Raw genomic sequence first — 15,223 nt, forward strand, 5'->3', positions numbered from 1 at the left:
ACAAGGCCACAGGTTGGTTGCGCTGTGGGAGCGGCCTTGTGTCGCGAAAGGGCCGCAGAGCGGCCCCGCCACTCTCAAGCCTTGGCCAGATCTGGCAGGTCACCACTCAAACCCAACGCCTGGCGCACAAATAGCGCCTTGGCCTCCGGCATTTGCTCAACCAGTTTCAACCCGCTGTTGCGCAACCAGCGCAACGGCAGCGGATCAGCCTGGAACAATCTCTCGAAGCCCTCCATCGCCGCCATCAACGCCAGGTTGTGTGGCATGCGCCGGCGCTCGTAACGGCTCAGCACCTTCACATCGGCCAGTCTCTCGCCGCGCTCGCAAGCATTGACCAGCACCTCAGCCAGCACCGCCGCGTCGAGAAAGCCCAGGTTCACACCCTGCCCGGCCAGCGGGTGAATGGTGTGTGCAGCATCACCGATCAAGGCCAGGCCTTCATCTACGTAGCGCTTGGCGTGACGCTGGCGCAGCGGCACGCACACCCGTGGGTCGGCCTGCAGCACCTCCCCCAGACGCCCTTCGAAGGCCCGCTCCAGGGCCTGCAGGAAGGCCGCTTCATCCATCGCCATCAGCTGCTCGGCATGCTCCGGGGTGGTCGACCAGACGATCGAGCACCAGTCCTGCTGACCATCGCGGGTCAACGGCAGGAACGCCAGCGGACCTTCGTCAGTGAAGCGCTGCCAGGCCGTGGCCTGGTGCCCGGCGCTGCAACGCACGCTGGTGACAATGGCATGGTGCAGGTAATCCCATTCGCGGGTTTCGCAGCCGGCCAGACGCCGCACCGCCGAATTGGCACCGTCGGCAGCGATCACCAACGGTGCCCGCAGTTGCCGGCCATCCGCCAGGGTCAGCAGCCACTCATCGCCGGAGCGACGTAATTGCTCCAGCCGCGCATTGGCCAGCAGGCCGATGTCGCTGTCGTGCAGGCGCTCCAGCAGGCCGTCCTGCACCACCCGGTTCTCGACGATATGGCCGAGCACCTGGGCATGCACACTGGCCGCCGAGAAGTGAATCTGACCGGTGCCGCTGCCATCCCACACATGCATGTCGGAATACGGCGTGGCGCGCCGCTGGGCAATGCCGTCCCAGGCGCCGAGGCGCTCGAGGATGCGCTGGCTGGCCGCCGATAGCGCGCTGACACGCGGTTCGAACGGAGCCTGGGCATCGAAGGGTACGACCGTCAGCGGGCCACCATCGAGCAACAGAATTTGCAGGCCACTGTGGCGCAACGCCAAGGCCAGGGCGCTGCCGACCATACCGGCACCGACAATCAACAGATCTGCGCGCATTTCCATGCCTTACGCCTGCCTCGCTTGCGGCTTGAGCCGCACGTATAGGGTTTTATCGACCCGCGCCACCAACTCGCCGGCGCCATCGCGGATATCGACCTGCAAACGCGGCAGGCATTTCTTGCCGGTGGCGGCCTGCTGGCGGATTTCGTCCAGCAGCGCATCATCGACGTGGAATTCGGCATAAACCGGGCCTTTGCCCGGCGAGATGAAATCGATGCTGGCGGCCTTGTCCCAGACGATGTAGTCGCGCCCCAGCTGCTCGATCAGCAACAGCATGTAGAACGGGTCGACCATGGCATACAGGCTGCCACCGAACTGGGTACCGACGTAATTGCGGTTCCAGCGAGTCAGTTTCATCGCCACCTTGACACTACGCAGGTCCGGGCTGATGTGCTGCACACGGATACCGGCACCCAGGTACGGTGGGTAGAGGTTCAGCATCCAGCGCAGCATGCGCGCCCGACGCGCCAGTTTACGCGGGTTGCTCATGCCTGGCCCCGCGGATCAGGGCGGGTGCCCAGGCCCATCGCCTGGCGTGCGAACCAGCTTTTTGCCGGTGGCAACAGGTCGAGCCCGAGCAGGCCAAGGTTGCGCCCGGCCGTCAGCAACGGCTGATTGCTGCCGAAGAGGCGGGTGACCTGGTCGGAGAAGCCGATGGTCATCGCCTGGTCCAGGCGCTGGCGCTGGTGATAGGCCTGCAACGTGGTCAGATCGCCAGGCTGCTGTGGCCCCGCCAGCAGCGCTTCGGCCAGGGCCTGCACATCACGCAACGACAGATTGAAACCCTGGCCCGCGATGGGGTGCAGGCTGTGTGCTGCGTTGCCCAGCACCACCAGGTGCGGCCGCACCTGCTCCTGGGCCTCGATCAAGGACAGCGGGTAGAGGTGCCGTGCGCCCACCTGGCGCAGCGCGCCCAGGCGGTATCCGAACACACCCTGCAGTTCGCGCAGGAAGCTGCGCTCGTCGATGTCGGCCAGACGCCGCGCATCCATGCCCTGGCGGGTCCACACCAGTGCGCAGCGGTTTTCCGGCAACGGCAGCAAGGCCATGGGGCCCTCTTCGGTGAAGCGCTCGAAAGCCTGGCCGCCGTGGGCCTCACCCGGGGTAATGTTGGCGATCAACGCGCTCTGCTGGTACGGCGTGTGGCGCACATGGATACCCAACTGCTCACGCAGGCCAGAGCGGCCACCATCGGCCAGTACCGCCAGGTCACATTCCAGCTGGGTGTCATCGTTCAGCCGCAGGCGATAACCGCGCTCGATGGCCTGCATCGAGGTCACTTCGGCCGGGCAGCGCCAGCTCACCACCTCGCTGTCCAGCCCTTGCCACAGGCACTGGCCGAGCCAGGCGTTTTCCACCACGTAACCCAGCGCCGGTACGCCCTCTTCCAGGGCATCCAGGCGGGTGGCGCCAAAGCGACCACGGTCGGACACGTGAATCTGGCGAATAGGCTCGGCGCGGCGACCGATGGCCTGCCACAGGCCCAGTTGCTGATAAATCTGCTGGGTGCCGAAGGACAATGCCGACGAGCGCGCATCGTAGCTGGGCTGGTAGCTGTCGCCGGGGGCGAACGGCTCGATCAGCAGGATCTTCCAGCCGCGCGCCTTGGCGCCGGCCTGCAGGGCCAAAGCCAGGCTTGCGCCAACCAGGCCACCGCCGATGATCGCCAGGTTTACCCGGCTCATGCCACGGCCTTGCGGGCAGCCTGCATCAGCGCCTCGATCTCGGCGACCGTACGCGGCACGCCCGAAGTCAGGATTTCACAACCTTGCCTGGTCACTACCACGTCGTCCTCGATCCTTACCCCAATGCCGCGCCACTTTTTGGCCACAGCCTGATTGTCGGCGCCAATGTAGATACCCGGCTCCACGGTCAGCGCCATGCCAGGTTCCAGTACCCGCCACTCGCCGCCCACCTTGTACTCGCCCACGTCGTGCACATCCATGCCCAGCCAGTGCCCGGCGCGGTGCATGTAGAAGGCGCGATACGCTTCGCTGTCGATCAGCGCCTGCACATCACCTTCGAGCAAGCCCAGCTCCACCAGGCCCGCGGTGATGACCCGCACGGTCGCCTCATGGGCGTGGTTCCAGTGCTTGCCGGGGGCTATTTCGGCAAACGCCGCCGCCTGAGCCTTGAGCACCAGCTCGTAGATGGCCTTCTGCTCTGGCGAAAACCGCCCACTGACCGGGAAGGTGCGGGTGATGTCGCTGGCATAGCAGTCGATTTCGCAGCCGGCGTCGATCAGCACCAGGTCGCCATCCTTGAGCGGCGCATCGTTCTGTTGATAGTGCAGGATGCAGCCATTGCGCCCGGCCGCAACGATCGAGCCGTAGGCCGGCATCTTCGCCCCGCCCTTGCGGAATTCGTAGTCCAGCTCGGCTTCCAGGCTGTACTCGTGCAGCCCGGCGCGGCAGGCCTGCATGGCCCGCACATGGGCCCGCGCAGAAATGTCTGCAGCAGCACGCATCACCTTCACTTCCGCCGCCGATTTATACAGGCGCATATCGTGCAGCAGATGATCCAGCGCAACGAACTCGTTCGGTGGCTGGGCGCCCAGGCGTGCCTTGGAGCGGATCACGTTGATCCAGTCCATCAGACGGCGGTCGAACTCCGGGTTGCTGCCCATGGCGCTGTAGACCCGCTCGCGGCCTTCGATCAGGCCAGGCAGGATCTCGTCGATATCCGTGATGGGGAAGGCATCGTCAGCGCCGAAATCGCGCACCGCCCCTTCCTGGCCGGCCCGCAGGCCGTCCCACAGCTCGCGCTCGGGGTTGCGTTCACGGCAGAACAGCACGTACTCGCCATGCTCACGCCCTGGAATCAAAGCAATCACCGCCTCGGGCTCCGGGAAGCCGCTGAGGTACTGGAAGTCGCTGTCCTGGCGGTACACGTGCTCGACGTCGCGGTTGCGGATGGCAACCGCAGCGGCGGGCAGAATGGCGATGCTGTTGGGGACCATCTGCGCCATCAGCGCCTTGCGCCGACGGGCATACTCGGCCTTGGGAATGTGGCTCATGGGCAGACTACCCTTGGTTGATCAGTGCAGCGAGGGCTTGGGCGCGGGTGCGGCCGGCTTGGCCAGCTCGGAGAACAGCAGCAGGGGCGCCACGCGCAGGTATTCCATGACTTCCATGTAGTCGCTCTCACCGTCCTCGGACTCTTCGAGCGCTTCCTGGACCTGCGAAATGGCCACCAGGTCCTGCAGCACTTCCTTGGCCTCGTCGGACAAGTCCTTACCGCCAGCGTTCAGGCCGAAACCGGTCACGAAGCCTTGGCACCACTGGCCCAGCGCGGTGGCGCGGTCGCTCAGTGCAGCATCATCGGAAGGCAGCAGCAGGACAATCGCCATGTCGTCGCTGGTCAGCTCACCCTTGACCATTTCCTGCAAGCCGACCAAGGCATTGCGGACACTGTCACCAGGCTCGATTTCCAGCAGTTGGGCGGCATCGGCCAACCAGGCATCGGCATCGAAGCCGGCGCCGGCGCAGCTGCGGCCAATCAGCAGGCCGTGCAGTTCGGCCGGGGTGACAGGATGGCCATTGCTCGAGAGCAGCATGGCGAAAGCGTTGTAGGGCGATTGAGTATTGGGCATGGGCAGCTAGGCGCCAGACGGCGCAATGTCTAGAATGAAGACCTTGTATCCTAGCACCGGCAGGCGCGCCAAGACCATCGGCACTGGCCGTTGCCGCCCAGGGAGAGGCATCATCGCCAGGTGAGTCAACGACGGAGCGAATCGAGTGCAACCCACGCAAGAGAACGACCTGCAGGCACTGATGAGCCGATTCGAGTTGCTGATCGAACGCGTCGAGCAACTAAAACGGCAAAATGCACTCCTAGTAGCTCAGGAAAAATCCTGGCGCGAAGAGCGCGCCCACCTCATCGAAAAGAACGAGATCGCCAAGCGCAAAGTCGAGTCGATGATTTTACGCCTCAAGGCTCTGGAGCAAGACTCATGAGTTCAAGCAATAGCGTCACCGTGCAGATCCTCGACAAGGAATACTCGATCATCTGCCCGCCGGAAGAGCGCAACAACCTGGTCAGCGCTGCGCGCTACCTGGACGGCAAGATGCGCGAAATTCGCAGCAGCGGCAAGGTGATCGGTGCCGACCGCATCGCGGTCATGGCAGCGTTGAACATTACCCACGAAATGCTGCACCGCCAGGAAGACCGCAACGACGCGCCAGTCACCGGCACGAACCGCGAACAGGTGCGCGACCTGCTGGATCGGGTAGATAAGGCTTTGTCCGACGACACGGATACCAAAATCGGCTGAGATTGGTATACTGGCGCCACTCCCTGGGGGATGCGCCAGTCGGTTATGTCCCTGAGCCGATACGCACAACCACGGGGGTTGCACGCTGGGGCCGGTGTGCATGTCCGCCCGACGGAAAGCCTTAACGCCCCCTGCAATCTCCACCTTGAACTTTCGGGTTCAAGGGCTACACCGATAGCGGTCTTATCGGGGAGCCTGAATTTTCTTGCCCGCCCACCGGCGGGCAATTCGTTTTGGTCGACTTTATTCAAGCTTTGTACGACGATTCACCCGCAGGCACTGTTCGTACTAAAGCCAGCACATCTGGGATCGCCCGTGCCATGACCGAAAACGTGCCGCTCACCCGCCCCCAGCTACGTCGCCTGCTTCGCAATGCCCGCCGCGCCCTTACCCCTGCCCAGCAACGCCAGGCCACCCTCGGCCTGTACCGCCAGCTGGCGCAACACCCCTTGTTCCGCCGCGCCCGCCACATTGCCCTGTACCTCCCCAACGACGGTGAAATCGACCCTCGCCTGCTGATGCGCGAAGCCCAGCGTCGCGGCAAGTGCATCTACCTGCCGGTACTGCACGCCTGGCCGCGCACGCGCATGGTGTTCCAGCGTTTTGAGCAGGGTGAGAAGCTCAAGCCCAACCGCTTTCGTATTCCAGAGCCGATTATCGATCGCAAACGCCAGCGGCCGATCTGGGCGCTGGACCTGATTCTGCTACCGCTGGTCGGGTTTGACGAAGTGGGCGGCCGCTTGGGTATGGGCGGTGGCTTCTATGATCGCAGCCTGGCCTACCAGGCGCGTCGGCAAACCTGGAAAAAACCATTGCTGCTGGGGCTGGCGCATGAATGCCAGAAGGTCGAGCGGCTGGCGCAGGCCAGTTGGGATGTTCCGCTGCAGGGCACGGTCTCGGACCGTGGCTGGTACCTGGCGCCACGTTGAGCGGCGCCAGCGGGGGGGGGGTATCAACGTTGTGGCTGGCTGGCGTCGACCGGCATCTGATAGGCGTTGTCCAGCTTGCGCTCCCAGAAGCCTTGCGCATAACCGGTAGTGACCACACCCAGGCCAAAAATGAACACCAGGATCCACAGCAGATCCGGCTTTTTACGTTGATTCATCGAAGATTGCCCCCCAGGCAAACTGTTCAGTACTCGGCGATATTCTGGGTACCGCCGGCGCACGCGCTTTAAACGGGGCGCATTTTCCGACAACATGCGTCCGCACGCAAACCTTGACGCCAACCGGCTGTCGGTTTCGTGCAACAGGTTATTTCAAACCTTTTCAGGAGCAGCATTCATGGCTTACTGGCTGATGAAATCCGAGCCCGACGAGCTCTCCATCGAAGCCCTTGCACGCTTGGGTGAAGCGCGCTGGGACGGCGTGCGCAACTATCAGGCGCGTAATTTTCTGCGGGCCATGAGCGTGGGTGACGAATTCTTCTTCTACCACTCCAGCTGCCCGCAACCCGGCATCGCCGGCATTGCCAGAATCACCCGCGCAGCCTACCCCGACCCGACCGCGCTGGACCCTGAAAGCCATTATCACGACGCCAAGGCCACGACCGACAAGAACCCGTGGAGCGCGGTGGATGTGGCCCACGTACAAACTTTCCCAAGGGTGCTGGAACTGGGGCGACTGAAACAGCAGGCCGGTCTGGTCGAGTTGCCGCTGGTGCAGAAAGGCAGCCGCCTGTCGGTCATGCCGGTAACGCCCGAGCAATGGGCGGTGATTGTCGCATTGCGCTGAATAGGCAGCTAAGGTCAAGGGCTTGACCGATATCAACACGCCACACATGGCCGCCAGGCATGATGTACCGTGCATGACCGCAAGGATGCTGAACGATGAACCGATATGCCCCTAGAATCTTCGCCACTGCACTGATCGCACTGCTCGCTGCAGCCGGCGGGCTGGGGTACTGGAAGTCGCTCCACGACCAGTTGCCCGAAGGCCTGAGCATGGGCAACGGCCGCCTTGAAGCCACCGAAGTGCAGATCGCCAGCAAGATCCCCGGTCGCCTGGCCGAAGTACTGGTCGATGAAGGCGACAACGTGACCCGTGGCCAGCTACTGGCGCGCATCGACACCCGCACCATGGAAGCCCAGCGCAGCCAGGCCGAAGCCGAAGTGCTGCGCGCCCGGGAAAACTACGCCGCCGCCCAGGCCAGCGTGCAACTGCGCCAGAGTGAACTGCTGTTGGCCAGCCAGGAGCTCAAGCGCGTACGCGAAATCTTCCAGCGCAAGTTCGCCAGCCAGCAGTTGCTCGACCAACAGCAGGCGCGCTTTGACACGGCAAACGCAGCAGTAGTGGCTGCCCGCGCCCAACTGGCAGCGATCAAGGCCGCCATTGGCGCCGCCGAAGCTCAAGTGGCGCAGCTCACCAGTGAAATCGACGACAGCAGCCTGCGTGCGCCCATCAACGGCATCATCCAGCTGCGCCTGGCCGAACCCGGTGAAGTGCTGGGTGCCGGCGGTCGTGTGCTGATGCTGATCGACCCCAGCGACCAGTACATGAACCTGTACCTGCCGGCGTCCACCAGCGGCCGACTGACCGTAGGCGACCAGGCGCGCATCGTGCTCGACGCCCTGCCCGAGCGCGCGCTGCCGGCCAAGGTGGCCTTTGTCGCAGCCAAGGCCCAGTTCACCCCTAAACAGGTGGAAACCCGCGACGAACGGCAAAAGCTGGTGTTCCGGGTCAAACTGCGCCTGAGCGACCCGGGCGCCGTGCCGCAAGCCAAACCAGGCATGCCAGGCGCCGGCTATGTACGCACGGCTGAGGTGGACTGGCCGGCCAACCTGCAATGAACGCCCCGGCACTGCTGGCCGAAGGCATCAGCCACCGTTACGGCGATCTGATAGCCCTCCACCCACTAGGCTTCAGCCTCCCTGTGGGTACCCGCTGCGCGCTGATCGGCCCTGACGGGGCTGGCAAATCGACCCTGCTGGGGCTGATCGCCGGCGTGAAACGCCTACAGCAGGGAGAGCTGCAGGTGCTGGGCGGCTCGATCCGCCAACGCCGCCATCGCACGGCGCTCTACCCCAAAGTGGCGTTCATGCCGCAGGGGCTGGGCAACAACCTGTACCCGGAACTGTCGATCAGCGAGAACATCCGCTTTTTCGCCACCCTGTTCGGGCTGGGCCGCCGCGAGAGTGAGCAGCGCATGGCCAATCTGTTGCAGGCCACCGACCTGCAGCGCTTTGCCCAGCGCCCGGCCGGCAAGCTGTCGGGTGGCATGAAGCAGAAGCTGGGCCTTTGCTGCGCGCTGATCCACGAGCCAGACCTGCTTATCCTGGACGAGCCGACCACCGGCGTCGACCCACTGTCGCGGCGGCGCTTCTGGGAGCTGGTTGAACAGGTTCGCGCACAACGCCCGCAACTGACCCTGCTGGTGGCTACCGCCTACATGGAAGAAGCCGAACAGTTCGAGCATTGCCTGATGCTCGATGGCGGCCGGCTGCTGGCCGCCGGCCCTAGCCACGAACTGGCTGCAGTCACCCCGAGCGGCAAACTGGATGACGCCTTTACCCATTACCAGGGCGCGGGCAAGGCGCAGCATCAACCACTGGCAATCCCGCCGCGCCAAGCCACGGACGGCCCGGTCGCCATCGAGGCACACGACCTGACCCTGCGTTTTGGCGACTTCACAGCGGTGAACAAGGTCAGTTTCGCCATTGGTCGCGGGGAGATCTTCGGCTTCCTGGGGTCCAACGGTTGCGGCAAGACCACCACCATGAAAGTGCTTACCGGCCTGATGCCGGCCAGCGAGGGCAGCGCCAGCCTGCTGGGTCGCCCGGTGGACGCCAGCGACCTGGCCACACGCAAGCGGGTCGGCTTCATGTCGCAGAGTTTCTCTCTGTATGGCGAGCTCAGCACCCGGCAGAACCTGGCCCTGCATGCCCGCCTGTTCGACTTGCCCAAAGCCGAGAGCGCCCAGCGCATCGATGAGCTGATCGAGCGCTTCGACCTTGCAGCTATCGCCGACCAACCGTCTGGCGCCCTGCCCCTTGGTTTGCGCCAGCGCCTGTCGCTGGCAGTGGCGGTTCTACATCGTCCGGAAGTGTTGATCCTCGACGAACCGACCTCCGGCGTCGACCCGGCCGCCCGCGACGACTTCTGGCGCCTGCTGGTAGAGCTGTCCCGCGAGCAGGGCGTGACCATTTTCCTCTCCACCCACTTCATGAACGAAGCCCAGCGCTGCGATCGTATTTCCCTGATGCACGCCGGGCGGGTGCTGGCCTGCGACACGCCCGATGCCCTGCAGCACCAGTACCAGGGCGACACACTGGAGGACGCGTTCGTCCGCTGCCTGGAACAGGCCCAGGAACTGGCGCCAACCGCCACCGACAGCAGTGTGCTGGAACAGGCGTCCACCCCCACCCTACCGCTACGCCAGGGCTTCAGCCTGCGCCGCCTGCTGGCAGTGGCCGGCCGTGAGGGCAAGGAGCTGCTGCGCGACAAGGTGCGCCTGGCCTTCGCCTTACTGGGTGCAGTGTTCATGATGGTGATCTTCGGCTACGGCATTTCACTGGATGTGGAAAACCTCGCCTTTGCCGTGCACGATCAGGACCAGAGCCCGCAAAGTCGTGCCTACCTCGAAGCCTTCCGTGGCTCACGCTACTTTGCCGAACAGGCGCCGATCCGCGACAGCAGCGAGCTGCACCAGCGCCTGCAACGCTCGGAAATCAAACTGGCACTGGAGATTCCGCCCGGCTTTGGCCGCGACCTGTACGCAGGGCGCCAGCCGGTGGTGGCTGCCTGGCTCGACGGTGGCATGCCGTTCCGCGCAGAAACCAGCCGCAACTACGTGGAAGCCGTGCACCAGGCCAACCTGGAGCAACTGGCAAAGGTCAGCCCACAACCGCAGCCACGCCAGGACCCGGTGCGCCTGGAAACGCGTTTCCGCTACAACCAGGATGTGGTCAGCGTGAACGCCATCGGACCGGGCGTGATGGCACTGATACTGGCCTTCATTCCGGCCATGCTCACGGCACTGGGCATCGTGCGCGAGAAGGAGCTCGGCTCCATCACCAACTTCTACGCCACCCCCCTCACCCGCCTGGAATTCCTGCTTGGCAAGCAGATGCCTTACCTGGCTGTGAGCCTGGTCAACCTGGCGCTGCTGGTGGCGATGAACCGCTGGCTGTTCGCCGTACCGCTCAAGGGCAGCGTACTGGCTTTGGCATGTGGCGGTGTGGCCTACCTGCTGGCAACCACCAGCCTGGGCCTGCTGATTTCGGCATTCACCCGCACCCAGATCGCCGCCATTCTCGGCACCATGATCATTACCAGCCTGCCGACCATCCAGTTTTCCGGGCTGATCGTGCCACGCTCGTCGCTGGACGGCGCAGCAGCGGTGATGGGCCAGTTGTTCCCGGCGGGCTACTTCCTCGACATCGCAGTCGGCACCTTCACCAAGGCGTTAGGCCTGCGCGAATTGTGGCCGCAGTGCCTGATTCTGCTGAGCTTCTTTGCCGCGTTCACCGGCCTGAGCCTGGCAATGCTGAAAAAGCAGGAGGCCTGACATGTCGCGCCTGAACCACACCCTGCGCGTGGGCCTGAAAGAACTGACCAGCCTGCGCCATGACAGCGTCCTGCTGCTGTTCCTGCTATATGCCTTCAGCGTGGCGATCTACATGCCGGCAGCCGGCTCGGTGATCGGCGTACACAACGCCAGCGTGGCGGTGGTGGATGAAGACCATAGCCTGCTCTCGCGCAAGCTCAGCGAAGCCCTGCAACCGCCCGAGTTCCAGCCAGCCGTGCCGCTGCCCCCGGACCGCCTGGACCAGGCCATGGACAGCGGCCAGTACACCTTCGTCATCAACGTACCGGTGAACTTCCAGAGCGACCTGCTGGCCGGGCGCTCGCCGGAGCTGCAGATCAACGTCGATGCCACGGCCATGAGCCAAGCGTTCATGGGCGCCGGCTACATCGGCCGCATCTTCGAGCGTGAGCTGCTCGACTACAGCCAACGTGGCAACGTGCAAAGCCCGGTGCTGATCAACCCCAAGGCGCTGTTCAACCCCAACCTGGAGGGGGGCTGGTTTCTGGCTGTGATCCAGATCGTCAACAACATCACCATCCTGGCGATCATCCTCACTGGCACCGCGCTGCTGCGTGAGCGTGAGCACGGCACCCTCGACCACCTGTTGGTGCTGCCGCTGACCGCGCTGGAGATCATGCTGGCCAAGATCGGCAGCAACGCGCTGGTGGTGGTGATCTGCACCTGGATTTCGTTGGTGGTAGTCGTCAAAGGTGCACTGGGCGTGCCGCTGTCTGGCTCGATGGGGCTGTTCCTGGCCGTGACCGCGCTGTACCTGTTCGCCAGTACATCGCTGGGTATTTTCCTCGCCACCCTGGCGCGCTCGACGCCGCAGTTCGGCCTGCTGGCGATCCCGGTGATCATCCCGATGCTGTTGCTGTCCGGCGGCAGCACACCTCTGGACAGTATGCCGCAGTGGCTGCAGTGGGTGATGCAAGGGTCACCCTCAACGCACTTTGTCAGCCTGAGTGCCGCAATCCTGTTCCGGGATGCCGGGTGGGCGGTGGTATGGCCGGATATCCTGGCGCTGGGCCTGATCGGCCTGGTGTTCTTCAGCGTGGCGCTGGTACGGTTTCGTCGGAGCCTGGCGTCTTGAAGGCATGCGCGAGCGTCCGCCGAAAATTGGAAAACTGGCACAAAGACAAAGGGCGCCTTTCGGCGCCCTACTCACAGACAGGTCGACTTGTCATCGCCATATACCTGCCCGGCTCTGTAATTGCTGGTCGAACCAGGATCCTCAGAGTCTTACAAGCCCCTTGCGGGAACAGGCTGATTATCACGCATCGAGCGTAACATTGACAACAGACCGCTCTGTTGCTGGATGTGTGAAACCCAGCGTAAAGCCAACTGCAGCCCTCACGGCGGCGAAATGCTCTGGCCGCATTTTAAAGGTCATGTATTCCCGACCACTTCCTTGCCGCGATTTGACCCGACATCTGTCCAATCTGGAGGTAGCCACCGTGTAGATCATGTCGCACTTGGCCCAGCATGGCTTACAGGAAAGACAGAAGGGTCCTACACACGGGGTAAGCCTGGATTCAATCCGACTTACCAGTGATGGACCTCACACTGTTTCAGGTCACTGCACAATCAGGTTGTTGAACAGCAAGTCTTCAACGATCGGCTTGCCCTCTTCCGCCTCCAGCACCTGCTGCACCTGTTTCAGCGCCTCTTGGCGAAGATGCTCCTTGGCCTCGACGTTGCTCATGCTGTCCACCGTCTGCTGGGTGAACAGTGCCACCAGCTGGTTACGGATCAGCGGTTCGTGGTGCTTCACCGTCTTGGCCGCTTCGTCGCCCGTCACGCGCAGGGCCACGTCAGCCTTGTACACGCGCAGCCGCGGGCTGCCGTCGAGCGCATAGTTGCCAACGAAGGGCGGGCTCAGACTGATGTAGGCGACCTTGGGCACCCCTTCCTTGGCTTCCTCGGCCATGGCCGCAGCCGGCAGCAGCAGCGCCAGCACCATCATGATCCACGCTTTCACGAATTCGCTCCTCAATACAGTTGGCGCCAGCTTACCCAGCACACCGCTCAAACCCAAGCCCGGGCTTATGCCGGCCCATCAGGGCGGGCCATGCTCGTTGACCTGCCAAGCGGCCCTCCTACACTTATCGGCCACTACCCGCAAAGGAATAGCCCCGATGAAAGCTGTGTTGTGCAAAACCCTGGGTCCGGCGCGTAACCTGGTGCTGGAAGAAGTGGCCAGCCCACTGCCGAAGAAGAACGAGATCCTGCTGGACGTGCAGGCTGCCGGGGTCAACTTTCCCGACACCTTGATCATCGAAGGCAAGTACCAGTTCCAGCCACCGCTGCCGTTCTCTCCAGGTGGCGAGGCAGCGGGCGTGGTGGCCGCCGTCGGCGAAAAGGCCGGCGCGTTCAAGGTAGGTGACCGGGTCATGGCGCTCACCGGCTGGGGTGCGTTCGCCGAGCAAGTGGCGGTGCCGTTCTATAACGTTCTGCCGATCCCGGTAAGCATGGACTTCACCACCGCTGCGGCCTTCGGCATGACCTACGGTACCTCGATGCACGCCCTGCGCCAGCGTGGCCAGTTGCAAGCCGGCGAGACCCTGCTGGTACTGGGCGCTTCCGGCGGGGTGGGCCTGGCGGCGGTGGAGATCGGCAAGGCCATGGGCGCGCGGGTGATCGCGGCGGCCAGCAGTGCCGAGAAACTGGCCGTGGCCAAGGCTGCCGGGGCGGATGAGCTGATCGACTACAGCCAGGCCAACCTGCGCGAAGAAATCAAACGCCTGACCGGCGGCCAGGGCGTGGACGTGATCTATGACCCGGTCGGTGGCGAGCTGTTCGAACAAGCGGTGCGCGGGCTGGCCTGGAATGGCAGGCTCTTGGTGGTGGGTTTTGCCAGCGGCAGCATTCCACAACTGGCGGCCAACCTGGTGCTGCTCAAGGGCGCGGCGGTACTGGGCGTGTTCTGGGGGGCATTTGCCCAGCGCCAGCCGGAGGACAACGCAGCCAACTTCCACCAGCTGTTTGCCTGGCATGCCGAGGGCAAGTTGAAGCCGCTGGTGTCGCAGACTTATCCACTGGCAGAAGCCGGGGCTGCTATCGAGAAGCTGGGGCAACGGCAGGCTGTGGGTAAGTTGGTGGTGCTGGCCAGGTAAGGCAGTACGGGCCTCTGCGCGGTCGCCTGTAGGAGCGGGTTTACCCGCGAAAGGGGCGGGCCTGCCGGCCAATTCCACCCGCCGTTCACCGTTGTCGCCAACACCGTATTCGCGGGTAAACCCGCTCCTACAGGGTTTACCCGCGAAGAGGCCGGAACAGGTTGCTCAGACTTCGCGCAGATTGTGGCAACGCCTGAATCGCGCTTCCAGGTTGCGATCGGGCATCTGGTGACTGCGCAGTGCATTCAAGGTCTGCTCGACATAGTCCCGCGTGGTGCCATAACGCCCCTTGGCACTGGCCAGGATCTGGCTGAGCAAGGTATCCGGCAAGTTGCCGGCATAGCACGGCAGATGCCGCTCCAGTACAAAGCCCAAGGCCTGCACCTTGCTACCATCGCCCAGGCGGCAGTTGAGCCAGTGCGGCCGGTAGGCCGGATAGGGCATCTCGCGTTGCCACAAGGCCATCAGTGAGTCGTCAAGGTTGCGTTCATCCAGCCGGTAGGCAAAGCCGCTGCAGGAACCACCGCGGTCCAGGCCAAACACCAGGCCGGGCGTTTCCGGGGTACCGCGATGTTCATGCGACCACAGGTACAAGCCACGGTGATAGCCATGTACCCGCGCGCGCTGGCGCTCCACCGAATTGCACTCCGGGCGCCAGATCAACGAGCCATAGGCAAACAGCCACACCGGCCCGCCCTGGTGCCTGGACATGGTTGTTTTCATGGAGCTGAACAACTGTTCGCGAGTATGTTGCTGACCGAAATCGAGTGCCGGAGGGTATGAAACTTCCCAAGACATACTTTCAAGTGCCGACATAAGCTGCCGCCATTATTCCTGTGAACTACGGATGTAGCGAGATTCGATTACGCTGCGGCCCCAGGCCGCTGTACCAAGGGCGCTTGCAGTAACCATAGGCCAGAATTGCAGGAATACTCAAGCCTTTGAGCACGCGTTTCATACGCGGCTCCGACGATTGGGAAGTACTGTTTCAGCAGCGGTGAAAGTTATTGGCC

Annotated in this window: 16 protein-coding genes and 1 other RNA gene; 9 read left to right on the top strand and 8 right to left on the bottom strand. The window is 63.5% G+C overall.

Annotated elements, in window-relative coordinates; all coding sequences use genetic code 11:
* Window positions 1–74 precede the first annotated feature (74 nt).
* The 5 genes from FQ668_RS25380 to FQ668_RS25400 are packed head-to-tail and all read right to left on the bottom strand — an operon-like array spanning window position 75 to window position 4,887.
* Window positions 75–1,292, bottom strand: a complete 1,218-nt coding sequence (locus FQ668_RS25380) for a 2-octaprenyl-3-methyl-6-methoxy-1,4-benzoquinol hydroxylase (RefSeq protein ID WP_162912022.1) — start codon at window positions 1,290–1,292, stop codon at window positions 75–77.
* 9 nt (window positions 1,293–1,301) lie between these two features.
* Window positions 1,302–1,784: a DUF4442 domain-containing protein gene (locus FQ668_RS25385; protein ID WP_010955722.1), complete on the bottom strand. Its 483-nt coding sequence runs from the start codon at window positions 1,782–1,784 to the stop codon at window positions 1,302–1,304.
* Entirely contained in the window at window positions 1,781–2,980 is a 1,200-nt protein-coding gene (ubiH, locus tag FQ668_RS25390; RefSeq protein ID WP_014592796.1) for a 2-octaprenyl-6-methoxyphenyl hydroxylase, read from the bottom strand. Before ubiH ends, FQ668_RS25385 begins: the two co-directional genes overlap by 4 nt.
* The gene (gene pepP, locus FQ668_RS25395) at window positions 2,977–4,311 is read right to left on the bottom strand and encodes a Xaa-Pro aminopeptidase (protein WP_003253692.1); all 1,335 of its coding nucleotides are present in this window, start codon (window positions 4,309–4,311) and stop codon (window positions 2,977–2,979) included. The genes ubiH and pepP overlap by 4 nt, the downstream gene beginning before the upstream one ends.
* A gap of 21 nt (window positions 4,312–4,332) precedes the next feature.
* Complete coding sequence (locus FQ668_RS25400) at window positions 4,333–4,887, bottom strand: YecA family protein (RefSeq protein WP_014592797.1); 555 nt, start codon at window positions 4,885–4,887, stop codon at window positions 4,333–4,335.
* 181 nt (window positions 4,888–5,068) lie between these two features.
* Between FQ668_RS25400 and FQ668_RS25405 the strand changes: the two genes are divergently transcribed.
* The 4 genes from FQ668_RS25405 (at window position 5,069) to FQ668_RS25420 (ending at window position 6,497) form a co-directional block, all read left to right on the top strand.
* Window positions 5,069–5,251 carry a TIGR02449 family protein gene (locus tag FQ668_RS25405; protein ID WP_029886233.1) on the top strand — a complete coding sequence of 61 codons (183 nt, stop codon included), beginning with the start codon at window positions 5,069–5,071 and terminating at the stop codon, window positions 5,249–5,251.
* On the top strand, window positions 5,248–5,568 hold the full coding sequence (locus FQ668_RS25410; RefSeq protein WP_010955726.1) for a cell division protein ZapA: 321 nt from the start codon (window positions 5,248–5,250) through the stop codon (window positions 5,566–5,568). The genes FQ668_RS25405 and FQ668_RS25410 overlap by 4 nt, the downstream gene beginning before the upstream one ends.
* Window positions 5,569–5,585: 17 nt before the next feature.
* Window positions 5,586–5,765, top strand: a non-coding RNA gene (ssrS, locus tag FQ668_RS25415) — 6S RNA.
* A gap of 123 nt (window positions 5,766–5,888) precedes the next feature.
* The gene (locus FQ668_RS25420; RefSeq protein WP_010955727.1) at window positions 5,889–6,497 is read left to right on the top strand and encodes a 5-formyltetrahydrofolate cyclo-ligase; all 609 of its coding nucleotides are present in this window, start codon (window positions 5,889–5,891) and stop codon (window positions 6,495–6,497) included.
* A 23-nt stretch (window positions 6,498–6,520) separates the two neighbouring features.
* On the opposite strand, the gene FQ668_RS28635 is transcribed toward FQ668_RS25420, so the two are convergent.
* A complete protein-coding gene (locus FQ668_RS28635; RefSeq protein WP_003253683.1) occupies window positions 6,521–6,673 on the bottom strand; it encodes a hypothetical protein in 153 nt (50 codons plus the stop codon).
* 178 nt (window positions 6,674–6,851) lie between these two features.
* Here FQ668_RS28635 and FQ668_RS25425 point away from each other — a divergent pair, with 178 nt between their 5' ends.
* From FQ668_RS25425 to FQ668_RS25440, 4 genes are all read left to right on the top strand, one after another.
* A complete protein-coding gene (locus tag FQ668_RS25425; RefSeq protein ID WP_010955729.1) occupies window positions 6,852–7,301 on the top strand; it encodes an EVE domain-containing protein in 450 nt (149 codons plus the stop codon).
* Window positions 7,302–7,396: 95 nt separating this feature from the next.
* Entirely contained in the window at window positions 7,397–8,356 is a 960-nt protein-coding gene (locus FQ668_RS25430) for an HlyD family secretion protein (protein ID WP_019436789.1), read from the top strand.
* Complete coding sequence (rbbA, locus tag FQ668_RS25435) at window positions 8,353–11,073, top strand: ribosome-associated ATPase/putative transporter RbbA (RefSeq protein ID WP_014592800.1); 2,721 nt, start codon at window positions 8,353–8,355, stop codon at window positions 11,071–11,073. The genes FQ668_RS25430 and rbbA overlap by 4 nt, the downstream gene beginning before the upstream one ends.
* Before the next feature lies 1 nt (window position 11,074).
* Window positions 11,075–12,187, top strand: coding sequence for an ABC transporter permease (locus FQ668_RS25440; protein ID WP_053867777.1), 1,113 nt, complete (start codon window positions 11,075–11,077; stop codon window positions 12,185–12,187).
* Window positions 12,188–12,670: 483 nt separating this feature from the next.
* Here FQ668_RS25440 and FQ668_RS25450 read toward each other — a convergent pair whose 3' ends face one another.
* A complete protein-coding gene (locus FQ668_RS25450) occupies window positions 12,671–13,075 on the bottom strand; it encodes a flagellar basal body-associated protein FliL (RefSeq protein ID WP_014592802.1) in 405 nt (134 codons plus the stop codon).
* A gap of 157 nt (window positions 13,076–13,232) precedes the next feature.
* On the opposite strand from FQ668_RS25450, the gene FQ668_RS25455 reads away from it, so the two are divergent.
* Entirely contained in the window at window positions 13,233–14,210 is a 978-nt protein-coding gene (locus FQ668_RS25455) for an NADPH:quinone oxidoreductase family protein (RefSeq protein WP_053867776.1), read from the top strand.
* A 165-nt stretch (window positions 14,211–14,375) separates the two neighbouring features.
* On the opposite strand, the gene FQ668_RS25460 is transcribed toward FQ668_RS25455, so the two are convergent.
* On the bottom strand, window positions 14,376–15,026 hold the full coding sequence (locus tag FQ668_RS25460; protein ID WP_012054059.1) for a gamma-glutamylcyclotransferase: 651 nt from the start codon (window positions 15,024–15,026) through the stop codon (window positions 14,376–14,378).
* Between the last annotated feature and the right edge of the window lie 197 nt (window positions 15,027–15,223).

The organism is Pseudomonas sp. Kh14, assembly GCF_900291005.1.
Classification (GTDB): domain Bacteria; phylum Pseudomonadota; class Gammaproteobacteria; order Pseudomonadales; family Pseudomonadaceae; genus Aquipseudomonas; species Aquipseudomonas alloputida.